Source organism: Acinetobacter sp. 16, assembly GCF_033439925.1.
GTDB lineage: Bacteria > Pseudomonadota > Gammaproteobacteria > Pseudomonadales > Moraxellaceae > Acinetobacter > Acinetobacter junii.
The window spans coordinates 2,892,680-2,915,891 of sequence record NZ_CP137746.1 but is presented as its reverse complement, the minus strand read 5'-3'; the positions used below and the strand labels follow the sequence as shown (position 1 = coordinate 2,915,891).

Annotated in this window: 16 protein-coding genes, 2 tRNA genes and 2 rRNA genes; 8 read left to right on the top strand and 12 right to left on the bottom strand. The window is 40.4% G+C overall.

Annotated features, from left to right (window positions below):
• Positions 1–193: 193 nt before the first annotated feature.
• Complete coding sequence (locus tag R2H34_RS14085) at positions 194–1,459, bottom strand: glutamate-5-semialdehyde dehydrogenase (RefSeq protein WP_087540275.1); 1,266 nt, start codon at positions 1,457–1,459, stop codon at positions 194–196.
• A 344-nt stretch (positions 1,460–1,803) separates the two neighbouring features.
• Between R2H34_RS14085 and R2H34_RS14080 the strand changes: the two genes are divergently transcribed.
• A complete protein-coding gene (locus R2H34_RS14080) occupies positions 1,804–3,114 on the top strand; it encodes an alpha/beta fold hydrolase (RefSeq protein ID WP_004909199.1) in 1,311 nt (436 codons plus the stop codon).
• A 43-nt stretch (positions 3,115–3,157) separates the two neighbouring features.
• Here R2H34_RS14080 and R2H34_RS14075 read toward each other — a convergent pair whose 3' ends face one another.
• Positions 3,158–4,000, bottom strand: coding sequence for a class I SAM-dependent methyltransferase (locus R2H34_RS14075; RefSeq protein WP_004909198.1), 843 nt, complete (start codon positions 3,998–4,000; stop codon positions 3,158–3,160).
• 129 nt (positions 4,001–4,129) lie between these two features.
• Complete coding sequence (gene nagZ, locus R2H34_RS14070) at positions 4,130–5,149, bottom strand: beta-N-acetylhexosaminidase (RefSeq protein WP_042892006.1); 1,020 nt, start codon at positions 5,147–5,149, stop codon at positions 4,130–4,132.
• Between the two features lie 235 nt (positions 5,150–5,384).
• On the opposite strand from nagZ, the gene R2H34_RS14065 reads away from it, so the two are divergent.
• Positions 5,385–7,568: a carboxy terminal-processing peptidase gene (locus tag R2H34_RS14065; protein WP_004909194.1), complete on the top strand. Its 2,184-nt coding sequence runs from the start codon at positions 5,385–5,387 to the stop codon at positions 7,566–7,568.
• A 49-nt stretch (positions 7,569–7,617) separates the two neighbouring features.
• On the opposite strand, the gene R2H34_RS14060 is transcribed toward R2H34_RS14065, so the two are convergent.
• The 5 genes from R2H34_RS14060 to hflX form a co-directional block, all read right to left on the bottom strand.
• Positions 7,618–8,079 carry a DUF2147 domain-containing protein gene (locus tag R2H34_RS14060; protein WP_004909191.1) on the bottom strand — a complete coding sequence of 154 codons (462 nt, stop codon included), beginning with the start codon at positions 8,077–8,079 and terminating at the stop codon, positions 7,618–7,620.
• A 236-nt stretch (positions 8,080–8,315) separates the two neighbouring features.
• Positions 8,316–8,759, bottom strand: a complete 444-nt coding sequence (locus R2H34_RS14055) for a DUF2147 domain-containing protein (RefSeq protein WP_017397357.1) — start codon at positions 8,757–8,759, stop codon at positions 8,316–8,318.
• Positions 8,760–8,846: 87 nt separating this feature from the next.
• On the bottom strand, positions 8,847–9,515 hold the full coding sequence (locus tag R2H34_RS14050; RefSeq protein WP_004909187.1) for an LrgB family protein: 669 nt from the start codon (positions 9,513–9,515) through the stop codon (positions 8,847–8,849).
• A gap of 12 nt (positions 9,516–9,527) precedes the next feature.
• Entirely contained in the window at positions 9,528–9,890 is a 363-nt protein-coding gene (locus tag R2H34_RS14045; protein WP_005403212.1) for a hypothetical protein, read from the bottom strand.
• Between the two features lie 37 nt (positions 9,891–9,927).
• Positions 9,928–11,277: a ribosome rescue GTPase HflX gene (hflX, locus tag R2H34_RS14040; protein WP_087540277.1), complete on the bottom strand. Its 1,350-nt coding sequence runs from the start codon at positions 11,275–11,277 to the stop codon at positions 9,928–9,930.
• A 395-nt stretch (positions 11,278–11,672) separates the two neighbouring features.
• Between hflX and R2H34_RS14035 the strand changes: the two genes are divergently transcribed.
• Complete coding sequence (locus R2H34_RS14035) at positions 11,673–12,500, top strand: lysophospholipid acyltransferase family protein (protein ID WP_004909182.1); 828 nt, start codon at positions 11,673–11,675, stop codon at positions 12,498–12,500.
• On the opposite strand, the gene R2H34_RS14030 is transcribed toward R2H34_RS14035, so the two are convergent.
• Positions 12,493–14,058 (bottom strand): phospholipase D family protein, encoded by a 1,566-nt coding sequence (locus tag R2H34_RS14030; protein WP_017397356.1) that lies wholly within the window; start codon positions 14,056–14,058, stop codon positions 12,493–12,495. The two genes, R2H34_RS14035 and R2H34_RS14030, sit on opposite strands and share 8 nt — an antisense overlap.
• 163 nt (positions 14,059–14,221) lie before the next feature.
• On the opposite strand from R2H34_RS14030, the gene R2H34_RS14025 reads away from it, so the two are divergent.
• Positions 14,222–15,232: a metallophosphoesterase gene (locus R2H34_RS14025; RefSeq protein WP_005403209.1), complete on the top strand. Its 1,011-nt coding sequence runs from the start codon at positions 14,222–14,224 to the stop codon at positions 15,230–15,232.
• A gap of 43 nt (positions 15,233–15,275) precedes the next feature.
• Here the strand turns inward: R2H34_RS14025 and R2H34_RS14020 are convergent, their stop codons facing one another.
• From R2H34_RS14020 to R2H34_RS14010, 3 genes are read right to left on the bottom strand one after another with little or no spacing between them, the layout of a single operon-like run.
• On the bottom strand, positions 15,276–15,755 hold the full coding sequence (locus R2H34_RS14020; RefSeq protein WP_004964195.1) for an OmpA family protein: 480 nt from the start codon (positions 15,753–15,755) through the stop codon (positions 15,276–15,278).
• Between the two features lie 8 nt (positions 15,756–15,763).
• Positions 15,764–16,987 (bottom strand): diguanylate cyclase domain-containing protein, encoded by a 1,224-nt coding sequence (locus R2H34_RS14015; RefSeq protein ID WP_004964192.1) that lies wholly within the window; start codon positions 16,985–16,987, stop codon positions 15,764–15,766.
• A 5-nt stretch (positions 16,988–16,992) separates the two neighbouring features.
• The gene (locus tag R2H34_RS14010; RefSeq protein WP_075696875.1) at positions 16,993–17,466 is read right to left on the bottom strand and encodes a YfiR family protein; all 474 of its coding nucleotides are present in this window, start codon (positions 17,464–17,466) and stop codon (positions 16,993–16,995) included.
• A gap of 565 nt (positions 17,467–18,031) precedes the next feature.
• Between R2H34_RS14010 and R2H34_RS14005 the strand changes: the two genes are divergently transcribed.
• The 4 genes from R2H34_RS14005 (at position 18,032) to R2H34_RS13990 (ending at position 23,165) form a co-directional block, all read left to right on the top strand.
• A 16S ribosomal RNA gene (locus R2H34_RS14005) occupies positions 18,032–19,568 on the top strand.
• Positions 19,569–19,627: 59 nt separating this feature from the next.
• Positions 19,628–19,704: transfer RNA gene (locus tag R2H34_RS14000), tRNA-Ile, on the top strand.
• Between the two features lie 70 nt (positions 19,705–19,774).
• Positions 19,775–19,850, top strand: a tRNA-Ala gene (locus R2H34_RS13995).
• Between the two features lie 424 nt (positions 19,851–20,274).
• Positions 20,275–23,165, top strand: a 23S ribosomal RNA gene (locus R2H34_RS13990).
• The 16S and 23S rRNA genes sit together here with 2 tRNA genes alongside, the layout of an rRNA operon.
• Positions 23,166–23,212 lie beyond the last annotated feature (47 nt).

Below are 23,212 nucleotides of genomic sequence, written 5' to 3'. Positions count from 1 at the left end.
ATGGGTTGTAACTTAGGCGAAGATAGACTTTAGCCTATACAACTGATTTATAATTGAATCTGATCAGTATAGTCTGTAAATTAAAATGTTCTTTTAATTGATTTGTTTGTTTTAAGCGTATCTTTTGTATAAAAACACGATAAAGATCAAAATGATGCTTTATCGTGTTTGATCGATCTATTCTAGGATTATCTTATTGGCGAATTTGACCATCACCAAATACAATCCATTTTTGTGACGTTAAGCCTTCTAAGCCAACTGGACCACGTGCATGAATTTTATCGGTTGAAATACCAATTTCGGCACCGAGGCCATACTCAAAACCATCCGCAAAACGAGTCGAAGCATTGATCATGACTGAGCTTGAGTCAACTCGTGCAAGGAACTCACGCGCTAAACTGAAATTTTCAGTGATGATGGCATCAGTGTGATGTGAACCATATTTATTAATGTGATCAATCGCTTCATCCATGCCACTGACAACTTTAATCGCCAAGATTGGCCCCAAGTATTCTGTGTACCAGTCTTCTTCAGTCGCCGTTTTTACTGAACCGCCAAGAATACGTTGAGTTTCAGGGCAACCGCGTAGTTCAACTTGTTTTTCCGCGTAAAGTTCAGCAATACTCGGTAAGAATTCTTCAGCGATCACTTCATCGATTAAAAGTGTTTCCATCGCATTACACACACCATAACGATGTGTTTTGGCATTTAATGCAATTGGTAATGCTTTTTGTAAATCCGCTTGAGCTTCAACAAATACATGGCAATTGCCATCTAAGTGCTTAATCACAGGAATGCGAGCTTCATTGCTAATTCGTTCGATGAGGCTTTTACCACCACGTGGCACAATCACATCAACAAACTCAGTCATTGTGATCAAATGACCAACTGCAGCACGATCAGAAGTTTCAATAACTTGAACTGCATGTTCAGGTAACCCTGAAACCTGTAAACCATGTTGAATTGCTGTTGCAATCGCTTTATTGGATTCAAGTGCTTCAGAACCGCCACGTAAAATAATGGCATTTCCCGATTTTAAAGCTAATGATGCTGCTTCAAGTGTTACGTTTGGACGTGATTCATAAATCATTCCAATTACACCGAGCGGTACACGCATTTTTCCGAGTTGAATCCCTGAGGGGCGATAAGCAAGATCTGTGATTTCACCAATAGGATCGACCAAAGCAATGACATCTTTTAATCCTTGTAACATCCCTTTAAAACGAGCAGGGGTTAATTCCAAGCGATCTAAAAGCGCATTATCTAATTGGCGTTGGCGCCCATTTTCCATATCAATTTGATTGGCTGCTAAAATTTGCGCTTGGTTATTTTCCAAAGCCGTGTAAATAGCAGACAGTGCATGATTTTTCAAATGAGTGGATGCACTAGTTAAAACTCGAGACGCACGACGTGCCTGAGTACCAACCTGTTGCATATAGTTTTCAATAGAATCTTGCATAGCATTTTAACGATTGCATGTATTTATAATGATAGTAACAGTCAAATGAAGAACAATGAATAGCCTGAACTCATAATTCAAGAAATTATAAATTGTTAATTAGCGCAATTTTTCTTATATAAATGAGATGCACATGTTAAATATAAAATATTTTGCAAAAGATTATTGCTTTAAACAGGACGAGTGGTGAAGGAAATGATTGCGTATAAAACGTGCATTTGTATAGAATGAAAAATGTAGAGGATAAATGTAATACAAATTTTATAAATTTGTTAATTTGCAAGTAGAAATCGCCAAAAATGAGACTCTTGCAGCAGAAAAATAAACAAGGATGGAGGAAGGATATGAATTCCATTATCCAAATGGACTCGGATTTAAATCATACCTATACAGGTTTTGGTTTTTTCGACATTTACAATAAAAACAGTTTTAAACAACCAGCGCGTACAACATGGATAGATGGTTGGAAAATTGAATATATGGCAATTGCAGATCCTAAAACGATCAACAATACGCCAATTGTAATTGTCGGGGGCGCATTTCAAAACTTTAACTCTTATAAGTATTGTGTTGAGCAACTCTTTGAGAGTGGGCCTGTTATTTTAATCGACTTACCGTCAATGGGTGCAAATCAGCAGATTCGCAATGTTGATACAGGTGAGTCCGCTGGAATTTTAGAATTACCAGATTTGTCTAAGATGCTCGGTCAATGGCTTGATATCGTCGGAATTGAGAAAGTTTCCGTGATGGGAATGTCATTGGGTTCGGTTGTCGCATCATCATTTGCCTATCAACGACCGGAATTGGTTGACCGTATGGTATTGATGGGTGTGATGCAAAAGACCCGTAAAAGCTGGCGTATGCTACTTGAAGAATCACTTCACCTCATGCGAGAAGACCGCATGGAGGAGTTTGGTCAGGCGGTGATTTTGTACCTTGTAAATCATGCTAAGCTTGATAAAACGCGGATGTCTCCGACAGCTAAGCGCTTGTTCTTTAGACAGATGGCGGATTTTACCGCGACAGAGCGTGAGCGTTATGAAATCAACTGCAATCGTTTGTTGCGTTTAAGTGATGTACCTGTACCTCAGTGTAAAACTTTGGTAGCTGCAGGACAGTACGATAGTTTTACTTTGCCTCACGAAAATGCTGATTTTGCGCTTCAGTGTGAGAACATGGAATTTGCTTTAATTGCAAATGCTGATCATGTGCCTCAATTGCAGCGTCGCAAAGAAACCATGAATTTGTTTACGTCTTTTTTAAAGGGTGAATCCATCGACAATCTTGATGGAATTATCACCATGACACGTGATCAAATGAAAAAAATTGAACGTCGTGGTGAAGAGCGTATTCCTGTACTCAATCCTCATTCTAAATTATCACATCGCCATGATGTGACAGAAGCGCCAGTAGAAATTGTTGATATTACTTTCTTTGGTGTTTACTTAAAGTTAGAACAACTTGAGCAGTTAGAGTTTGTGAAGCAACATCCACGTGATCTTGCATTGCATTTATCTGATGAAGAGGGCGATTTTAAAATCGAATGCTTAATCTTTGGTGCAACTGAGCAAGGATTACGTATTTTATTTAAACATGGCAATTTTGAAGTTGCAGATCGTTTGCTTCGATTTATTGAGCGTCAGAAACAAGCTTAATTATTGTAAAAAAAGAAGTGGTCTATATGACCACTTTTTTATTTTAAGAATTTGATGCTTTAATCATCCATACAAGATCACCTAAATGTTGTTCTGAATTTTCTAACGTCACATTTTCAAAAAATTGTTTAGGCTGTTGCACGATAACTTGATGAAAACCTGCTTCGTGGAAAAAATGTTCAACTTCTTTTGGTGTTTTGAAATGAAAGCTAAAAGCGCTTCTCGATATCCATTTCAGTAATCTGCTGCTATTCCAAATAATTGTAGCTAGTTTATTTTGGGTGGGTTCGGGATAAAGGTCAGTGAGATAATGTAATTGTTTAAAATCACGACCGTAATTGGCAATAGCTTGAATGAGTTGTTGTAGTAATGGTTTTTCAAAATAGTTGATTAAACCTTCACTGATCACAACCAAGGGACGATGAGGATCAAAAACTGTAAATGCAGAAGCAAAGGCTTCGGTAAATAAATCGACAGAAAGTACATCATCAGCGTCGGTTTCAATTTGTTGTAGTGCCGCTTGTTTGGTGGCTGCCATATCAGGCAAATCTAATTCACGATAACAAATACTTGGGTGGTGCTGTCTAAACCACCATCCACGTGGAGATAATCCACAAGCAATTTCAAGCACTTGAAGGTCTGGATGCTTTTGAATAAGATCTTCTAAATGCTGATCAAGCATCGTATGGCGTTGTTTCAAAGTTGTGCGCATACTGCCACCAACATATTTCTCAGCCCAGCTTTCGATTGGATGTACAAGCGCAGCCAGTGTTTTTCCTTTCGCCGTAGCAAAGACAGGATGAGAAATCCCCATTTGATACCAAATGTATCCCGTATAGTGCGCAGTAAATGATATGTGGCGATGTTTTGAAAGTTGTTGTGTCATCTGTCTTAGACTCAATTCTTAATTTTATTCTATTTCCATGCACAACCTATTTGCGCGAGGATGTTGACCCATTCAATCCTGAACAGGTCAATCAGATGATGAGTTAAATCATCTTTTATTTATCGCAAGTTAAAACGAATTCTTAAACTCTTCAATGGCTTTTCTGACGTTGTTCCAATTTTCATCTAACACGAGTGTAGTACCCACTTCGATATTTGGAATTTTACCGCGCATACGTTCTAAACGTTGTTGATTTGGTAAAGCCAATGTTCCAATACCATCTAAAGCGATACATGCAGCTGCACGGTCATTACACACCAACCCCATGTCACAACCTGCATTTAATGCTGCTTGAATACGCGTATCTGCACCACCTGCAACACATGCGGCTTGCATGCTTAAGTCATCAGAGAATAGTACACCATCAAATTTTAGTTCTTGGCGTAAAATCTGTTGTAACCAAAATGGAGAAAAGCCTGCTGGATTTGGATCAACTTGATCATAAATCACATGTGCAGGCATAAGAGCATCTAATTGAGGCATAAGCTGAATAAAGCTTTGCATATCTTTGTCATAAATTTCTTGATATGAGCGACTATCAATTGCAGCTGCAACATGCGAATCGGCTTTGACTGAGCCGTGACCAGGGAAGTGTTTGCCTGTAGTTGCCATGCCTGCTTTTTTCATACCATGCATAAAGGCAGCTGCAAGAGGTACGATATCTTGCATATTTTTAGCAAAACCACGATCACCAATCACATCACTAATGTCATTTAGATCCAGTACAGGTGCGAAACTGAAGTCAATACCTACAGCCAGTACTTCAGTTGCCATCAACCAACCACATTGCTCAGCCAAAGTAACGGCTTGTTCTGGCTGGTCTAAGTAACGTTCTCCAAGTCTTCCCATTGCAGGAAGTAGGGTGAAACCTTGTCTTAAACGTTGAACACGTCCACCTTCTTGATCTACAGCAATCAAAATGTCAGGGCGAACTTGTCGCATATGATCGGTTAAAGCACGTACTTGTTGAGGTGATTCAATATTTCGAGCAAATAAAATCATTCCACCGACTTGCGGTGCTTGTAATAGTTCAATATCTTCTTGTGTAAGTTCTGTGCCAGCAATATCTAGCATCAATGCGCCGATCATATAGATTCCGTTTGAATTTTGATGTAAAAAACGATAGATAAATTGTGCAATGATTTGCTACATTTTGTCAGTACAGAATATGATAAAACTACATGATATTGATGATAAATACTTGTTGGTCACTTATTTAACACAGCCGATAAGTAGACACATTGGTTAAAAACGAATGAAATATGTTCATCTCGATTCGATCAGCGTGTAATAATTGCCATATCCAAGGAAGTACCAAAATTTTATGAAACTTCAAATGATAGCGTGTGCAGTTGCAATAGCGACTGGTGGATTATTTTTCTCTCATACTGTAAATGAGGCATTTGCAGCGACAGAGTCGCCAGTCGTTTCGACGGTAATTAAACCTTCACAAGAACAAGCATTGGTCGCACGCCAGTTAGCAACACTCGTTGATCGCCAACATTATTTAAATATGCGTTTAGATGCGGCAACATCTAATCGTATTTTGGATATGTATTTGGATAGTTTAGATCCAGATCATTCTTTATTTTTAAGCAGTGAAGTTGAAGACTATAAAAATAAATATGGCTCAAGTTTTGGTAGCGCTTTAAAAGCTGGGAACTTGACTGGACCATATGCCATTCATGCTCAATATCGTGAACGTTTGAAGCAGTTTTATGAATACATGTTGGCAGAGTTGAAGAAGCCACAAAACTTAAATCAAAAAGATGTTTATCTTGAGATTGATCGTGAAAAAGCGCCGTATTTCAAAACATCGGCAGATCAACAAAGTCATTGGCAGAAAATGCTAGTTTCACAGTTGATCAATTTGACGATCAGCAAAGAAGAAGAGCAAGCGAAGCAAAAGGCATTAAAGGCAAATCCTTCTCTTGCCAATGGTCAAGATTTGACGGGTCCAGAAGACCTCACGCCAGTTCAAACGCTCACTAAGCGTTATACACGTCAGTTAGAAAGAATAGGTCGTATAAAAAGTGATGATGTTTTAGATAAAACTCTAAATGCAATGTTGGCGACCTATGATCCACATAGCAATTACTATCCACCAATTGATGCAATGGAGTTGAATCGTCAAACAACTTTGCAGTTGGAGGGAATTGGTGTATCGATTCGTCCTGAACGTGGCAATGAAGATTACACCAAAATTGAAACCATCGTAGAAGGTGGACCAGCAAGTAAATCTGGTCAAGTCAAATCAGGCGATCGTATTATTGGCGTAGCCCAAGATGGCGAAAAAATGGTTGATGTCATTGGTTGGCCGAGTTCAGAGATTGTTGGTCTGATTCGTGGTAAACGTGGAACAAAAGTCGTTGTGCGCTTACTTGGTCCAGGGGCATCTATGAGTCAGGCTCGTAATGTTACTTTAGTGCGTGATGTCATCCAAGAAGAAGATGCAGGTGTTCGTTCACGTACCGTTGAAATCAATCGAGATGGCAAAAAGCATGTCTTTGGTGTCATAGAAATTCCATCATTCTATTTTGACTATCGTTCACGTCGGGCTGGTGCTGAATATCGCTCTGTGTCTGAAGATACTGCAAAAGCGTTTGAATCATTAAAAGCACAAAAAGTAGAAGGTGTGTTAGTCGATCTGCGTAATGATCCAGGTGGTTCTTTAGAAGAAGTTGCTCGTATGCTTGGACAAGTGATTAAATCTGGACCAGTGGTACAAATCAGAGATGGCAACGGTAATGTGAATGTCTTTGAAGATACTGATGGGGGCGAGCAAATTTATGCAGGACCTATGGCGGTTCTAGTTAACTTAGCATCTGCATCTGCAAGTGAAATTTACTCTGCAGCGATCCAAGATTATGAGCGCGGTATCATTATTGGTAGTACTACCACAGGTAAAGGTACAGCCCAAGTTCAACTAGATTCTTTGGCACATGGTCAGGCGACCTTAACACAGCGTAAGTTTTATCGCGTTACAGGTGGAAGTACTCAAAATAAAGGCGTGATTCCTGATATTAAATTGGTCGATATTTATAACGATGAATTTGGTGAGCGTAAAGCTAAGAATGCCTTGAAATGGGATACCATTCCTACTGCGCCATTTAAACGTGAAGGTTCAGTTCAGCCGTATACAGTGAAGTTAACTCAGTTATCTCAGCAACGTGTAGCACTTGATCCGCAGTTTAAGTATTTAGAGGAGCGTAAAGCAATTTCACAAAAAACGGCTGATCAAAAGAAAGTAGTATTGGATATTGATCAACGTCGAGCGGAATTGATAGATCTTGAGAAGCAAACTTTAGATGCAGAAAACCAACGTCGTAAAGCGACGGGACAGGCTCCTTATGCAAATTGGGAAAGTTATCAAGCTTCAATAGATGCTTTGGTTGAGTCACGTGCAAAAATGAAAGCTCATCTTCGTCCATCGCTACCTGAGGAAGAAACTTTTATTACTGAAGCTGCAAATGTTTTATTGGATTATGCAAAATTGCAAGGTCGATAATCTTTAAATGTCATAGAAAGAAGCCCTGATCATCAGGGCTTCTTTTGTATTATTCGGCAGCTTTATTATTATTTACTCGAATCCAGATCTGGCTGCGTCCCAATACAGAAACCCCGACATAGCCCCGTAGATGTAGGCGTTGTCCATTTGAGCTGAGTTTTGCTGCCAGGCTATATACACGGCCAGTATTGGGGTCGAGAATTCGTCCACCTGTATAGGTGAGGTCTCTCTTGTGCTTAAGCTTGGTAATTACATTTAAACCGACAATCGGTTTGTTGGTATAAGGGGCAGGGCAGCCCGTACAGAACTCTTTCGGTGTGTAACCTGTACGTGGGGTGATTTTGGTTATTTTGCCTGTATAGGTGCCATCCGCTTCCTGGGTAATTTCGACCTGGCCTTTAGGTGCACCCGTAAGGTCATCAATACTTTGCCAAATACCCGTAATATCTTGAGCAAAAGCGAAATGGCCAAGACTAAATAAAATGAAAAATGTAATACCTTTTTTATACATGTTTGAGCCTCTCAGCCATGATTGTTGTTTAGCTATTATTTCGGATTACTAACAATAGATTCAATCATTATTTTACAATTGTTAATTATTTTAATATTTGAAATTTCAATGATTTTTTACTAGAAATAAAAAAGCCTCATGATGATTAAATGATCATTAATGAGGCTTTTTTAGTGCTGAACCGTAGTCTTAAATAAGTTGTAGTATGGGACTAGATGCTCGATATTCTTCAAGATTTAATCATTGCGGATCCAAATTTGATTACGACCAAGAGCAGAAACACCGAGGTATCCACGTAAGTGTAATCGTTTTCCATTTGAACTTAATTTCGCTTTCATACTGTAAATCTTGCCCGTATTTGGATCAAGAATACGACCATTGGTATAGTTCAAACCTTCACCATGCTTTAAACCTGTTACCACATCCATACCTAAAATAGGTTTGTTGGTATATGGCGCTGGACAATTTACACAAGTTTCCTTAGGTGTATATCCTGCACGAGGCGTAAGTTTGATGACTTTTCCTGAATATGTGCCATTCGCTTCTTCACGAATTTCAATCAATGCTTTAGGTGCGCCAGTTTTGTCATCTATGCTTTGCCAAATTCCTGTAATGTCATTTGCAAATGAAAAACTGCTGATCACTGATAAAAATAATGCACCTATAAGTTGTTTGCCCATCATTAAAAATCCTTTTAACGTTTGATATTCTATTATGTAGGATTTGTGGCAACTAGTTCAATCTTTATATGATATTTGCGGCAAATTTTAAGATAAAGACAAGATAAATGTAGGCAGCCAAATCGCTGTAAATACACCGTTTACAGCCATACCAAAAGCAGCATAGCGTCCAGTGACAGGACCACGTTGCCAAGCTTGTGCTGTACCAATCGCATGTGCAGCTAAACCTAAAGCCAAACCTGATGCACGCTCATCATGAATATGCTTCAGAATCCATGGAGAAAATGCAGCACCAATCACGCCAGATAAAATTACAATCAAGGTCACCATCATTAAAGGAGCATGCAGTAAGGTTGCAATATTTAATGCGATAGGCGTGGTGACTGCACGAGTTGCAAAAGCCAAGATTGTCGGTTCAGACATATGCAAAAGATATGCAAGTCCCATTGGTAAAGCGACCGCACTGATACTGGCAAAACATAAAATACCGAGCATAGACTTGAGGGGTAAATCATCATAGCGCATTGCAGCCAATGGAATTGCTAATGCAACGGTGACATAACCTAGTAAATGATTAAAAACATCATTTACACTTTTCATGTATTGCTCGTAGGGGATTCCTAAGACAGCCAGAAAACCAATCACGATAAACATCGCAAAGACAATCAGTGGAATTTGTGGCATACGTTTATTCAGTGGTTTAGCGATCAGATAGCTAACTAACGTGATTATAAAGCCATAAATAATCATGAACATATTTAGAGACTCCTATAACCAGCGTTTTGCCATTTTTGCGTAAATCCACAATGGCAATAAAGTACTGAGAGTTAATACAAACAAAAACATTGGAATTTCTTTGCCCAAATGTACCAACATAATTAATGAACCAGCACAAATGGGAAGAAAGGCGAAAGCACTCTCTTTCATAATTTTGTTATTGGTATCAATGAGACGATTCGAGATTTTTCTGAAACGTCTCCATATTAATAATGTGACCAATAAACCTATAAGACCTACTAAATTACCTAATTCAGGATGGTGAAAGACTTTGGTAATTGCAACAGCACCTTCACGAAACACAATAATTAACAGGATCGTGCAAAACCAAGCTGTCCAATCTATATCTTTCATTTCTCTTAAACTCGTATCTATATTCTCAAGGTCGCTGTTAATGCGATATGGTGGTGTCATTTAGCTCGAACTCTTCCAATGGTCGTTGGAAAAGAGTCGTTTTTTGTCCCAGAATTTCATCGAATGGCAAATGAGCTTGTTTAATCAGCTGCTCAAGTTTATTAGGTGCCATACACACGGTTAACTGTAAATTACCTTGCTCATCATAATGTTCTGATTGAATAACATTCAGAGTGTATAGCTGAGTGCGTAGTTTACCGTAGGCAGGTTTAAGAACTAAATCGAAGTGTTGTAACTGTCCCATAAGGCATTGTTGAACAGCTTGACTCAATAATTCAAGTCCTTGTCCTGAATGTGCTGAGACATAAACTCGATCTGGAACATCGGGGGCTTTGTAGATGATTTTTGCTGCATCACCACTGAGATCAATTTTATTATAGACATGCAAAATAGGGGCATCTGCTCCGATTTCTTTTAACACGCTTTCAACGGCTTCAATTTGTTCATCCATATTGGGACTACTGCTATCAATAACATGTAATAGCAATGTTGCTTCTAAAGTTTCTTCTAAGGTTGCTTTGAAAGATTCAACTAAGTCGTGTTGAAGATTGCGGACAAAACCAACTGTATCAGCTAAAACAACGGTACCAATACTATCCCATTCCAAACGTCTTAAAGTTGGGTCTAAGGTTGCAAATAATTGATCTGCTGCATAGACATCACTTTTTGCCAAGATGTTAAATAAAGTCGATTTTCCAGCATTGGTATAACCGACTAAAGAAATGGTCGGTATCGCCGCTTTCTGACGTGCTGCACGACCTTGTAATCGAGTTTGTTGTACTTTAACTAACTTGTCTTTGAGTTGAGTAATTCGAACACGAATCAGACGACGATCTGTTTCTAATTGTGATTCACCTGGACCTCGAAGACCAATACCACCTTTTTGTTGTTCTAAATTCCCAGTGAAACCGCGAATTAAGCGAGTGGATAAGTGTTTGAGTTGTGCAAGTTCAACTTGAAGTTTACCTTCATGTGTACGGGCACGTAAGGCGAAAATATCTAAAATAAGTCCAGTGCGATCAATTACACGACATTTCAGGATGCGTTCCAAATTCCGTTCTTGAGCAGGAGAGAGCGAATGGTCAAAAATGACTAACTCAGCTTCTAATTCTTGTACCAATTCAGCAATTTCATCTACCTTACCAGAACCAATAAAGAATTTAGGATCTGGTTTATTTCTTTGTACAGAAATATGTTCAAGAATTTCTGCACCTGCGGATTGTGCGAGCAATTGGAACTCTTCAGCATCAAGGTCATCGAGCATTTGAACAGAGATACTAACTAAAACTGCTCGCTCACCACTTTGTCGCTGTGTAATATTTTCCACGCTGTATCTTATCCTAGGTATTGAACCCCTATTCTAGAATAAACTTCAACGAAAGGGCAAAAAGTTAGACTGTTTATATGAGATTGCGACGTAATAACTCAATAAAGCCAATCAGGGTGCCCATATATAAAATTGACCAACCTAGAAACATTTTAAGAGCGTATCCATAAGAAATTTTAACGTCTTCGTGGTGAGTGCTCATTTCGGGAGTCATAATCTTACCTTTTGATCAGTTATTTCGATTTAATTATGGTAATCAATCTATTTATTCATTTAAAATTGAAAAAAATTATCTCCACGTTCGCTTTTTGTCATCAATGGAACTTTTATCTAAAGATATTTGCGTGATATAACAAGTTAATAACATGCAGACTTGCATACGGTTTTAGTGATTTATGACTCAAGAAACATCAGCAGTTACTGGTACACCTTTAAATTTGTTATCAAAATTTAGTTTATACAGTAGAAAATTGGCTTCGGGCTTAGAAACGATTGGTGAAGGTTTTTATCTCATTTATCGTCACGGCTTATATAAAGATCCTAATAACCCTGTTAACACACGTTATGTACAGTATTTTTGTCGACGTTTATGCGAGGTTTTCAATATTGAGGTACAAGTTCATGGAACTATTCCTCGTGAGTCAGCGCTTTGGGTGAGCAATCATATCTCATGGTTAGATGTAGCGGTGCTTGGTTCAGGTGCTCGCATTTTCTTTTTGGCAAAAGCTGAAGTTGAGAAATGGCCAATTTTAGGCAATCTTGCAAAGGGCGGTGGAACACTTTTTATTAAACGTGGTTCAGGTGATTCTCTCCGAATTAAAGAACAGATCACTGAGTTTTTGAAAAAAGATATTCCTGTTCTTTTTTTCCCAGAAGCCACCACGACAGATGGTCGTAAAGTCAAAAAAGTTCATGGTCGATTATTGGGGGCAGCGATTGAAGCTCAGCGTCCTGTGCAGATTTGCGTGATTTGCTATGTCAACCAACAAGGTGAATTGGACATGATCGCACCTTTTATTGGTGAAATGTCTTTTGCAGAGCATGTACAAAGAGTTTTGGAAATGCCTCAAGTCACGGCTCACTTACTAACTTTACCTGCAATTCCTGTAACTGGACATACAGTCGATACACTGACCAAAGAAGTTGATCAAAAGATGAGAGAGGGACTTGCTGAGTTACATCGTAAGGTATTAAAAGTGATGCCTGACAGCGATGTTACATAAAGCCTTCTATAGGTAGCCATGACAGGAATTTTACACCAGCTTTTTGCCACCATTTCATTCGAGGCTCTTTGGTGTGATTAATCATGCCTTCATTAGTTTGACGTTGCCAATTAATTTTTTTGTTGGCATCGAGCACCAGTTTATATGCATACTTGCTTAAATTTTGATCCATCGTGTTATGAACAGCTTGGGCTAGAGGTGGGCTATTTAATAAAACCCCGATTTCTGTATTGAGATAAGCTGAGCGTGGATCGAAATTAAAGGAGCCAATAAATACCTGTTTTTCATCTAAAGCCATCAGTTTGGCATGTAAACTTGAACGGCTTAAACCTTTCATATTGACCTTGGCTTTTTTTGCCAAATCATCGGTATGCTTATCCAAATCTTCTTTGTCTAAAGCTGGTACAAATTCATAAAGTTGAACGCCGTCTTCAAGCAATCTCTGACGATACTTACCATAAAAAGCGTGTACTACAGCGACATCATTGGCTTTAAAAGAGTTCGTTAGAACTCTAACTTTAACACCACTTTGCGCTAAGTCGCCTAATGTTTTCGCACCCTTTTTTTCTGGAACGAAATAAGCAGAGATCAAGTCGATATTTTTTTCAGGTTTTTCTAGGTGATTGATCAGCTGAAAGTTTAAATGTTCATGCTTTTTTGCTTTTGCTTTCACTTTGTCGGGAGAGTCTTTTACTACTTCAGCTTTAACCCAGTCTAATGCAATCTCGCGATTCATTAGTGACTTGATCGCGGTGGATTCGCTGGTTAAATCAAGATAATTCTGCACTGTTGATTTTTTATAGTGATCATCTAATTGTTGTTTTAAACTTTCGTAGCTCAAGCGATGTGATTTGGGATTGACGATTTCTCTAACATCATAAGCATATTCATGATTCCAATAATCATCAAAAGATTGGGAAATATCATTGACTGCCGTACCGAAAAGCATGACATCAACATCAGAGAACTGATAACTATCACTAACATTGTAGTACTGATTTGTCATATTTCGACCACCGATCAGGGCAACTTGATGGTCTGTAATAAAGCTCTTATTGTGCATCCGACGGTTAATGCGTTTTAAGTCAAAAATCATATCTAAAGCACGGTATTTGCGAAAACGATATGGATTAAATAATTTAATTTGAATATTAGGGTGCTGTGCTAAGGCGAGGAAAATCCCTTCAGTTTGTTTGGCATTATTATCATCAATCAATAAGCGTACTTTGACGCCGCGATCCGCTGCTCGAATCAGTGCATGTAAGGCGAGTGCACCGACTTTGTCATTATCCCAAATATAATATTGAAGATCTAAAGTTTTTTCAGCTTTATCAATTAAACTTAGACGAGCCGCCAATGCTTCTAAAGGTTCAAAAAGAACATGATACCCAGTCAAATTTGGGTTTTGTTGCTGTAAAGGCTCGATGATTTGAGCTAAAGTGGTTTCTGAAGTGTCAATAGGTTCTACGGCAACTGAAGCTGTAGGCAAGGTTTTATGTTCAGGTAAGGTACTACAGCCACTAACGCCGATCGCAATACTGCAATAAATCGCAAGCATAGTTTTATTGTAAGTAGTTGTACTTATATGTGTATGCTGACTATTTATCTGAGAAAATTGCGTCATAATTATTACTGATTAAATGTTGTGCTTGAGTATAGCATTTCATCAAAAAAGATAAATATAAGCATGCTGTCCTTAGGTGAGGTTGATGAAGTCTGTAATGTATAGTTCAGATACAGTTATTTTTATTTTCTATGCTATTTTTGCACTTCTAGCACTTTGGGGATTAATTCAAGCTTGGATTCATCAATCTCGGACTGAAACTATACATCCTTTTAAAGCGTTTATTCATTTATTAGCCTTTTATTTATCCTATTTGTTAATTCCACTATGGTTTTTTAGCTTATATACAGGTTGGTCTGACTATTATAGTCTGCACCAAAGTACTTTCGTATTTTTATTGAGTAGTTTGTTAATTTACGCTCGATTTATTGAACCTCATATTGTTCAAGTGAAGCATCATCAATATCGTTTACATCCAGACCGAGAGTTTACTAGACCAATAAAATTGGCAGTTGTTGCCGATATGCATGTTGGATTATTTTCAGGACATGAACGCCAATTAAAAACCATCGTTAAAAAACTGAATCAGCAACAACCAGACCTTGTTGTCGTTGCAGGTGATTGGACTTATGAGCCTGAAAATAGATTGGTTCAAGAGTTAGCAATTTTGCGTGAAATCCATGCGCCAGTTTATTCAGTACCTGGTAATCATGATGAGCAATATCCTGGGCCACCGATTCAAGCGTTGTTGAAACAAGCATTAGAACACAATGATGTTATAGATATAGAGGGGAAGATTGTTGAGTTTGACGAGTTTCGATTGATCGGTGTTGGAGATCTTTGGGCAGGTAAAGCGAACATGCGATACATGCCTGAATTACCACAGAATAAACCATGGCTAATATTGTCTCACAACCCTGATACCGTAGATATGGTTCCAGAATTGCCTACACGACCTTTGATGGTTTCTGGACATACTCATGGTGGGCAAATTGAATTGCCGTGGATTACTAATTATATTATGAAGCGAGTCTCGATTTTAGGGCATAAAAAGGGCTTTTATACCCACGAACATGCTGATGTATTTGTGACCGTAGGTACAGGTATGGTTGGTGTACCATTTCGATTCAGAGTTCCACCGACAATAGATATCATTGAGCTAAAATAAAAAAAGCCAACATTACAGTTGGCTTTTCTCAGTAAGTTTTACTTTAAGGAATAATAATAATCGCTACACGACGATTACTAGCTCGATTTTCATCTGATGTGTTAGGTACGAACGGTTGATTTGAACCACGACCAATCACATTTAAATTTGTTTGTTTAAAGCCTTCGTTCAAGAAAATGCCTGCAACACTTTGAGCTCGCTCTTCAGAAAGCTTCTGATTGTATTCAGGGTTTCCAATATCATCTGTATGACCCACGATTTTGAGTTTTTGTAGATCATACTTGTTAAGTTGTTTGGCCAAGCGAACAATTTCTTTGCCATTCTCAGGTTTAATATCTGATTTATTAAAATCAAAAAGTAATCGTTCAGGTAATCCTAAGCTCCAGCCTTCTTCTGTCAGCACAAAGCCTTCTTTTTTTAACATTTTGACCTGACGATACTTCAATGGACCAAAACTCAAGCAGCCAGCCAATGTTAGGCAGAGTAACGCTATAAATGAAATTTTAATGGTTTGAGCGCGCATAACATGTCCTAAATTTCTGGTTTATATAAAAACCAATGAGGGATTAAATTTTTAGCTTTATACATCGCTTGATCTGCTTGCACTACCAAATCTTCTGGATTCTCTGCATACTGGGAGAAAGCGATACCTAAGCTAAAACCAAAGTGAATAATTTCACCGTTAAAATCTAAAGGTTCCTTACAACTTGCGAGTAAACCTTCAGCAATCGCTTCGAGATGATCAGCGTGATGAATTGAATGCAAAATAATCGCAAACTCATCACCACCTAAGCGAGCAATAAAATCTTCTTGTCTGACAGATTGTTTTAAACGTAGTGCCATTTCTCTTAAAACAGCATCACCTGCTAAGTGTCCATAACGATCATTAATGACTTTAAATTTATTGTTATCAATAAAAATTAAAGCAGAATTTTCTCTATAACTTGGATTTTCAAAGATATTCAATAATTCTTCATAGAAAAAATGACGATTAGGAAGTGTCGTAAGTTGATCATGATGAGCTTTGAAGGATAACTGCCTGTTTTCCTTTTGTAGGTTCGTATTCCAAATTTGAATTTCCTCTAATAGCTCATTAAATACATTGTTCAAATTTTGGAATTCTTTAATGTGATTATTAGGAAATCTTAAGTTATAAGCTTTTTGATCACTGACTAGCTGAGCAATATGTGTAAGTGGTTTGATTGCTTGCATAATTTGACGATAAGTTAAATTGACTGACCAAAGTAATGCAATCACGATAAAAAACATTGAAATTGCTAAACCAATAATAATCGTCTTTAAAAAGTGAACAATATTTTCTGAGCTACCATAAAGAACCAATTCTCCGACCTTCTTTTGGTGGTGGAAAATCATCAGTTTAATTGGATCATGCAGGAACCATTCATCCAACATTTTTTGTAAAAAAGACGTACTGGCTATTTTTTTTGTACTTTCTGCTAACAATTGTTGTTGTGGATCATAAACATGAATACTACGTATGGCGTGTTCGGTTGTGTAATCCTTTAAAATTTGATCAATTGCCCCTTTATCCTTAAACACGACTGCTGGTTGAATCCGTTCAATAACCGTTTGGCTTAACAACTGCAGATTTTGTTTGGCGTAGGTTTCCATTGTAAACATAGAAATCGTAGCGAAAGTACATGAGCAAATCACAAAAGTAATAGCAAAAATAGTAAATTGAGATTTACGGAATAATGCATGTAATGAAGTAGATCGATATAAATTTGAAATCACTTTAACTACTCCGTGTTCTTCGCCAAGATTAAGACTCGAGGGTCGATGTGAACCTTGGAATAACTTAATGCATCCAAATTAACTTTAAACGTAGGAAATGATTTTCTATTGTAAAGACAAAAAATACTGCCTATTTCACATGCAGGATTATTAGTACTCAGTGAAAGTAAATAGCGAGATGGGTAAGACTGAATTAAAGATTGTTGTTGTTGAGGTGAGGTATTTGAAAAATACGCCACATGACATTCTGTTCTAGGAAATTCTTTTGTATTAACAGATTGAACCTGATAGTCGTACGTGAGCAGCTTAATACTCGTTTGAAATTGATTGGCTGCTTCTGGATTATCTAAAACACAAATCACGGGTTTAGATGTGTTCGGCCATTTAGTATAACTTAAGATAGTTAACGTCAGTTCATAAAAGGTATGATTTGAACGAGCGTAACAAAGGTGACCTATAGTTATTGAAACTATAAGCAATATAAATTGAGCTGTTGCATGTAAAAACCGTACTTTCAATCAAAAAAAACCAAAAATGTGAACCAAGTGGCACATTCTACTGGAGTTAATTGTTTAAAAAAAGTTCTTAATACCAAATCTAAATGATAAAAAATTACTATTCAGTCTAAAAAGTGTTCTGTTGAATAAGTTTTTTTTGGAAAGGTATTGCAAGCGATTAGAAATACTGTAGAATGCACATCCATCGGCGGTGATGCGGATAAAAACTTGTTGAGAAACAAGGATTTGGCTAAAATGGTTGGATTCTTGGGTTGGTTGATAAGTTTTAAAAATATCTAAATTACCTGTTGACTTTAAAGAAATTTAGAGTAATATAGCCGACCTAGCTTGATGATGACGAATCATCGAGAAGATCATTAAGAGAATAGAAGAACAACTTGTGTGGATTTTTACTGGTTGATCGATCGAAATAATTTTCATTGATTGAATGGTAGAAATTTCTCGAAGTTTATTTGAGCGAATTTTTAGTCAGAAAATTGATGAGCCAGAATTAGCACCTTGTCTTAACTAAGGTGCAAAATGATTTTAACTGAAGAGTTTGATCATGGCTCAGATTGAACGCTGGCGGCAGGCTTAACACATGCAAGTCGAGCGGAGATGAGGTGCTTGCACCTTATCTTAGCGGCGGACGGGTGAGTAATGCTTAGGAATCTGCCTATTAGTGGGGGACAACATTCCGAAAGGAATGCTAATACCGCATACGTCCTACGGGAGAAAGCAGGGGATCTTCGGACCTTGCGCTAATAGATGAGCCTAAGTCGGATTAGCTAGTTGGTGGGGTAAAGGCCTACCAAGGCGACGATCTGTAGCGGGTCTGAGAGGATGATCCGCCACACTGGGACTGAGACACGGCCCAGACTCCTACGGGAGGCAGCAGTGGGGAATATTGGACAATGGGGGGAACCCTGATCCAGCCATGCCGCGTGTGTGAAGAAGGCCTTATGGTTGTAAAGCACTTTAAGCGAGGAGGAGGCTACTGAGACTAATACTCTTGGATAGTGGACGTTACTCGCAGAATAAGCACCGGCTAACTCTGTGCCAGCAGCCGCGGTAATACAGAGGGTGCGAGCGTTAATCGGATTTACTGGGCGTAAAGCGTGCGTAGGCGGCTTTTTAAGTCGGATGTGAAATCCCCGAGCTTAACTTGGGAATTGCATTCGATACTGGGAAGCTAGAGTATGGGAGAGGATGGTAGAATTCCAGGTGTAGCGGTGAAATGCGTAGAGATCTGGAGGAATACCGATGGCGAAGGCAGCCATCTGGCCTAATACTGACGCTGAGGTACGAAAGCATGGGGAGCAAACAGGATTAGATACCCTGGTAGTCCATGCCGTAAACGATGTCTACTAGCCGTTGGGGCCTTTGAGGCTTTAGTGGCGCAGCTAACGCGATAAGTAGACCGCCTGGGGAGTACGGTCGCAAGACTAAAACTCAAATGAATTGACGGGGGCCCGCACAAGCGGTGGAGCATGTGGTTTAATTCGATGCAACGCGAAGAACCTTACCTGGCCTTGACATACTAGAAACTTTCCAGAGATGGATTGGTGCCTTCGGGAATCTAGATACAGGTGCTGCATGGCTGTCGTCAGCTCGTGTCGTGAGATGTTGGGTTAAGTCCCGCAACGAGCGCAACCCTTTTCCTTACTTGCCAGCATTTCGGATGGGAACTTTAAGGATACTGCCAGTGACAAACTGGAGGAAGGCGGGGACGACGTCAAGTCATCATGGCCCTTACGGCCAGGGCTACACACGTGCTACAATGGTCGGTACAAAGGGTTGCTACACAGTGATGTGATGCTAATCTCAAAAAGCCGATCGTAGTCCGGATTGGAGTCTGCAACTCGACTCCATGAAGTCGGAATCGCTAGTAATCGCGGATCAGAATGCCGCGGTGAATACGTTCCCGGGCCTTGTACACACCGCCCGTCACACCATGGGAGTTTGTTGCACCAGAAGTAGGTAGTCTAACCGCAAGGAGGACGCTTACCACGGTGTGGCCGATGACTGGGGTGAAGTCGTAACAAGGTAGCCGTAGGGGAACCTGCGGCTGGATCACCTCCTTAACGAAAGATTGGTGACCGGTAAGAATCCACAACAAGTTGTTCTTCGAAGATGTATCTGAGGGTCTGTAGCTCAGTTGGTTAGAGCACACGCTTGATAAGCGTGGGGTCACAAGTTCAAGTCTTGTCAGACCCACCACTACTGACGAAGTGATGAATAATCACAAGCTGCTAGATAAAAAGATATGTCGTTCATTATGATTAAAGCTGGGGACTTAGCTTAGTTGGTAGAGCGCCTGCTTTGCACGCAGGAGGTCAGGAGTTCGACTCTCCTAGTCTCCACCAAATTCGAGGGTAAACAAAGCAACGCTTTGTCCGAGAATTTAAGCAAACAGCTATGCTGTGCGCAGGCACACATAGAACGAAGCTTGGAGCTAAAGATTACAGAACTTAGTAAGCAAATAGCTTCTTAACTTCTGTGATTTATCACAGTTTACTACGCACCGACGAGGTGGTAGTTAATCATTAACAGATTAGAAAATTGAGTCTGAAATAAATTGTTCAAACTCGATTAAATAGGAAGATAACAAGTAATTGTTAAATTAATATTTAATCTGAGAACTAGCAAAAACACTGAATCAAGCGTTTTGGTATATGAATTTAGATTGAAGCTGTATGGTGATTAAATTCACAGACAACAAACCAGTAGCAATTAAGTTTGCAACGATAACACTCACTTGTATGTGTTAACGACTGTTTGGGGTTGTATAGTCAAGTAATTAAGTGCATGTGGTGGATGCCTTGGCAGTCAGAGGCGATGAAAGACGTGATAGCCTGCGAAAAGCTCCGGGGAGGCGGCAAATATCCTTTGATCCGGAGATTTCTGAATGGGGGAACCCACCCGCTATAAGGCGGGTATCATAAACTGAATACATAGGTTTATGAAGCGAACGAGGGGAAGTGAAACATCTCAGTACCCTTAGGAAAAGAAATCAATTGAGATTCCCTTAGTAGCGGCGAGCGAACGGGGAGCAGCCCATTAAGTTATGTGTGTTTTAGTGGAACGCTCTGGGAAGTGCGAACGTAGAGGGTGATATTCCCGTACACGAAAGGGCACACATAATGATGACGAGTAGGGCGAGGCACGTGAAACCTTGTCTGAATATGGGGGGACCATCCTCCAAGGCTAAATACTCCTGACTGACCGATAGTGAACCAGTACCGTGAGGGAAAGGCGAAAAGAACCCCTGTGAGGGGAGTGAAATAGATCCTGAAACCGCATGCATACAAGCAGTGGGAGCCGACTTGTTCGGTGACTGCGTACCTTTTGTATAATGGGTCAGCGACTTATATTCAGTAGCGAGGTTAACCGAATAGGGGAGCCGTAGAGAAATCGAGTCTTAATAGGGCGTTTAGTTGCTGGGTATAGACCCGAAACCAGGCGATCTATCCATGAGCAGGTTGAAGGTTGGGTAACACTAACTGGAGGACCGAACCCACTGTCGTTGAAAAGCCAGGGGATGACTTGTGGATAGGGGTGAAAGGCTAATCAAGCCTGGTGATAGCTGGTTCTCCCCGAAAGCTATTTAGGTAGCGCCTCGGACGAATACCATTGGGGGTAGAGCACTGTTTCGGCTAGGGGGTCATCCCGACTTACCAAACCGATGCAAACTCCGAATACCAATGAGTACTATCCGGGAGACAGACTGCGGGTGCTAACGTCCGTAGTCAAGAGGAAAACAATCCAGACCGCCAGCTAAGGCCCCAAAATCATAGTTAAGTGGGAAACGATGTGGGAAGGCATAGACAGCTAGGAGGTTGGCTTAGAAGCAGCCACCCTTTAAAGAAAGCGTAATAGCTCACTAGTCGAGTCGGCCTGCGCGGAAGATGTAACGGGGCTAAAACTATGTGCCGAAGCTGCGGATTTGACATTAGTCAAGTGGTAGGGGAGCGTTCTGTAAGCCGATGAAGGTGTATTGAGAAGTATGCTGGAGGTATCAGAAGTGCGAATGCTGACGTGAGTAACGACAAAACGGGTGAAAAACCCGTTCGCTGAAAGACCAAGGGTTCCAGTCCAACGTTAATCGGGGCTGGGTGAGTCGACCCCTAAGGCGAGGCCGAGAGGCGTAGTCGATGGGAAATTGGTTAATATTCCAATACTTCTGTGTAATGCGATGAGAGGACGGAGAAGGTTAAGTCAGCCTGGCGTTGGTTGTCCAGGTGGAAGACCGTAGGCATGCATCTTAGGCAAATCCGGGGTGCTCTATGCTGAGAGTCGATAGCAAGCTGTACTTGTACAGTGAAGTGGCTGATACCATGCTTCCAGGAAAAGTCTCTAAGCTTCAGTTACACAGGAATCGTACCCGAAACCGACACAGGTGGTCAGGTCGAGTAGACCAAAGCGCTTGAGAGAACTCTGCTGAAGGAACTAGGCAAAATGGTACCGTAACTTCGGGAGAAGGTACGCTGCTGACGGTGATGGGACTTGCTCCCTGAGCGGTTGGCAGCCGCAGAAACCAGGCCGCTGCAACTGTTTATTAAAAACATAGCACTCTGCAAACACGAAAGTGGACGTATAGGGTGTGATGCCTGCCCGGTGCTGGAAGGTTAATTGATGGGGTTAGCGTAAGCGAAGCTCTTGATCGAAGCCCCAGTAAACGGCGGCCGTAACTATAACGGTCCTAAGGTAGCGAAATTCCTTGTCGGGTAAGTTCCGACCTGCACGAATGGCATAATGATGGCGGCGCTGTCTCCAGCAGAGGCTCAGTGAAATCGAAATCGCTGTGAAGATGCAGTGTACCCGCGGCTAGACGGAAAGACCCCGTGAACCTTTACTGCAGCTTGACATTGAACTTTGACCTTACTTGTGTAGGATAGGTGGGAGGCTTTGAAGTTGGAACGCTAGTTCCAATGGAGCCGTCCTTGAAATACCACCCTGGTAATGTTGAGGTTCTAACTCTGTCCCGTAATCCGGGACGAGGACCATGTCTGGTGGGTAGTTTGACTGGGGCGGTCTCCTCCTAAAGAGTAACGGAGGAGTACGAAGGTGCGCTCAGCGTGGTCGGAAATCACGCGTAGAGTATAAAGGCAAAAGCGCGCTTAACTGCGAGACCCACAAGTCGAGCAGGTACGAAAGTAGGTCTTAGTGATCCGGTGGTTCTGTATGGAAGGGCCATCGCTCAACGGATAAAAGGTACTCTGGGGATAACAGGCTGATACCGCCCAAGAGTTCATATCGACGGCGGTGTTTGGCACCTCGATGTCGGCTCATCTCATCCTGGGGCTGAAGCAGGTCCCAAGGGTATGGCTGTTCGCCATTTAAAGAGGTACGCGAGCTGGGTTTAGAACGTCGTGAGACAGTTCGGTCCCTATCTACCGTGGGCGCTGGAAATTTGAGAGGATCTGCTCCTAGTACGAGAGGACCAGAGTGGACGAACCTCTGGTGTACCGGTTGTCACGCCAGTGGCATCGCCGGGTAGCTATGTTCGGAAGGGATAACCGCTGAAAGCATCTAAGCGGGAAGCCTACCTCAAGATAAGATTTCCCTAGGAATTTATTCCTCTAAAGAGCCGTTCGAGACTAGGACGTTGATAGGTTGGGTGTGGAAGCACGGTGACGTGTGAAGCTGACCAATACTAATTGCTCGTGAGGCTTGACTATACAACACCCAAACAGTTGTTGTATTCAAGATAAATTCAATACATAAC

Coding starts and splice junctions, on each gene's coding strand:
- R2H34_RS14085 (WP_087540275.1), bottom strand. CDS start 1,459: ATGCAAGATTCTATTGAAAACTATATGCAACAGGTTGGTACTCAGGCA.
- R2H34_RS14080 (WP_004909199.1), top strand. CDS start 1,804: ATGAATTCCATTATCCAAATGGACTCGGATTTAAATCATACCTATACA.
- R2H34_RS14075 (WP_004909198.1), bottom strand. CDS start 4,000: ATGACACAACAACTTTCAAAACATCGCCACATATCATTTACTGCGCAC.
- nagZ (WP_042892006.1), bottom strand. CDS start 5,149: ATGATCGGCGCATTGATGCTAGATATTGCTGGCACAGAACTTACACAA.
- R2H34_RS14065 (WP_004909194.1), top strand. CDS start 5,385: ATGAAACTTCAAATGATAGCGTGTGCAGTTGCAATAGCGACTGGTGGA.
- R2H34_RS14060 (WP_004909191.1), bottom strand. CDS start 8,079: ATGTATAAAAAAGGTATTACATTTTTCATTTTATTTAGTCTTGGCCAT.
- R2H34_RS14055 (WP_017397357.1), bottom strand. CDS start 8,759: ATGGGCAAACAACTTATAGGTGCATTATTTTTATCAGTGATCAGCAGT.
- R2H34_RS14050 (WP_004909187.1), bottom strand. CDS start 9,515: ATGTTCATGATTATTTATGGCTTTATAATCACGTTAGTTAGCTATCTG.
- R2H34_RS14045 (WP_005403212.1), bottom strand. CDS start 9,890: ATGAAAGATATAGATTGGACAGCTTGGTTTTGCACGATCCTGTTAATT.
- R2H34_RS14035 (WP_004909182.1), top strand. CDS start 11,673: ATGACTCAAGAAACATCAGCAGTTACTGGTACACCTTTAAATTTGTTA.
- R2H34_RS14030 (WP_017397356.1), bottom strand. CDS start 14,058: ATGCTTGCGATTTATTGCAGTATTGCGATCGGCGTTAGTGGCTGTAGT.
- R2H34_RS14025 (WP_005403209.1), top strand. CDS start 14,222: ATGTATAGTTCAGATACAGTTATTTTTATTTTCTATGCTATTTTTGCA.
- R2H34_RS14020 (WP_004964195.1), bottom strand. CDS start 15,755: ATGCGCGCTCAAACCATTAAAATTTCATTTATAGCGTTACTCTGCCTA.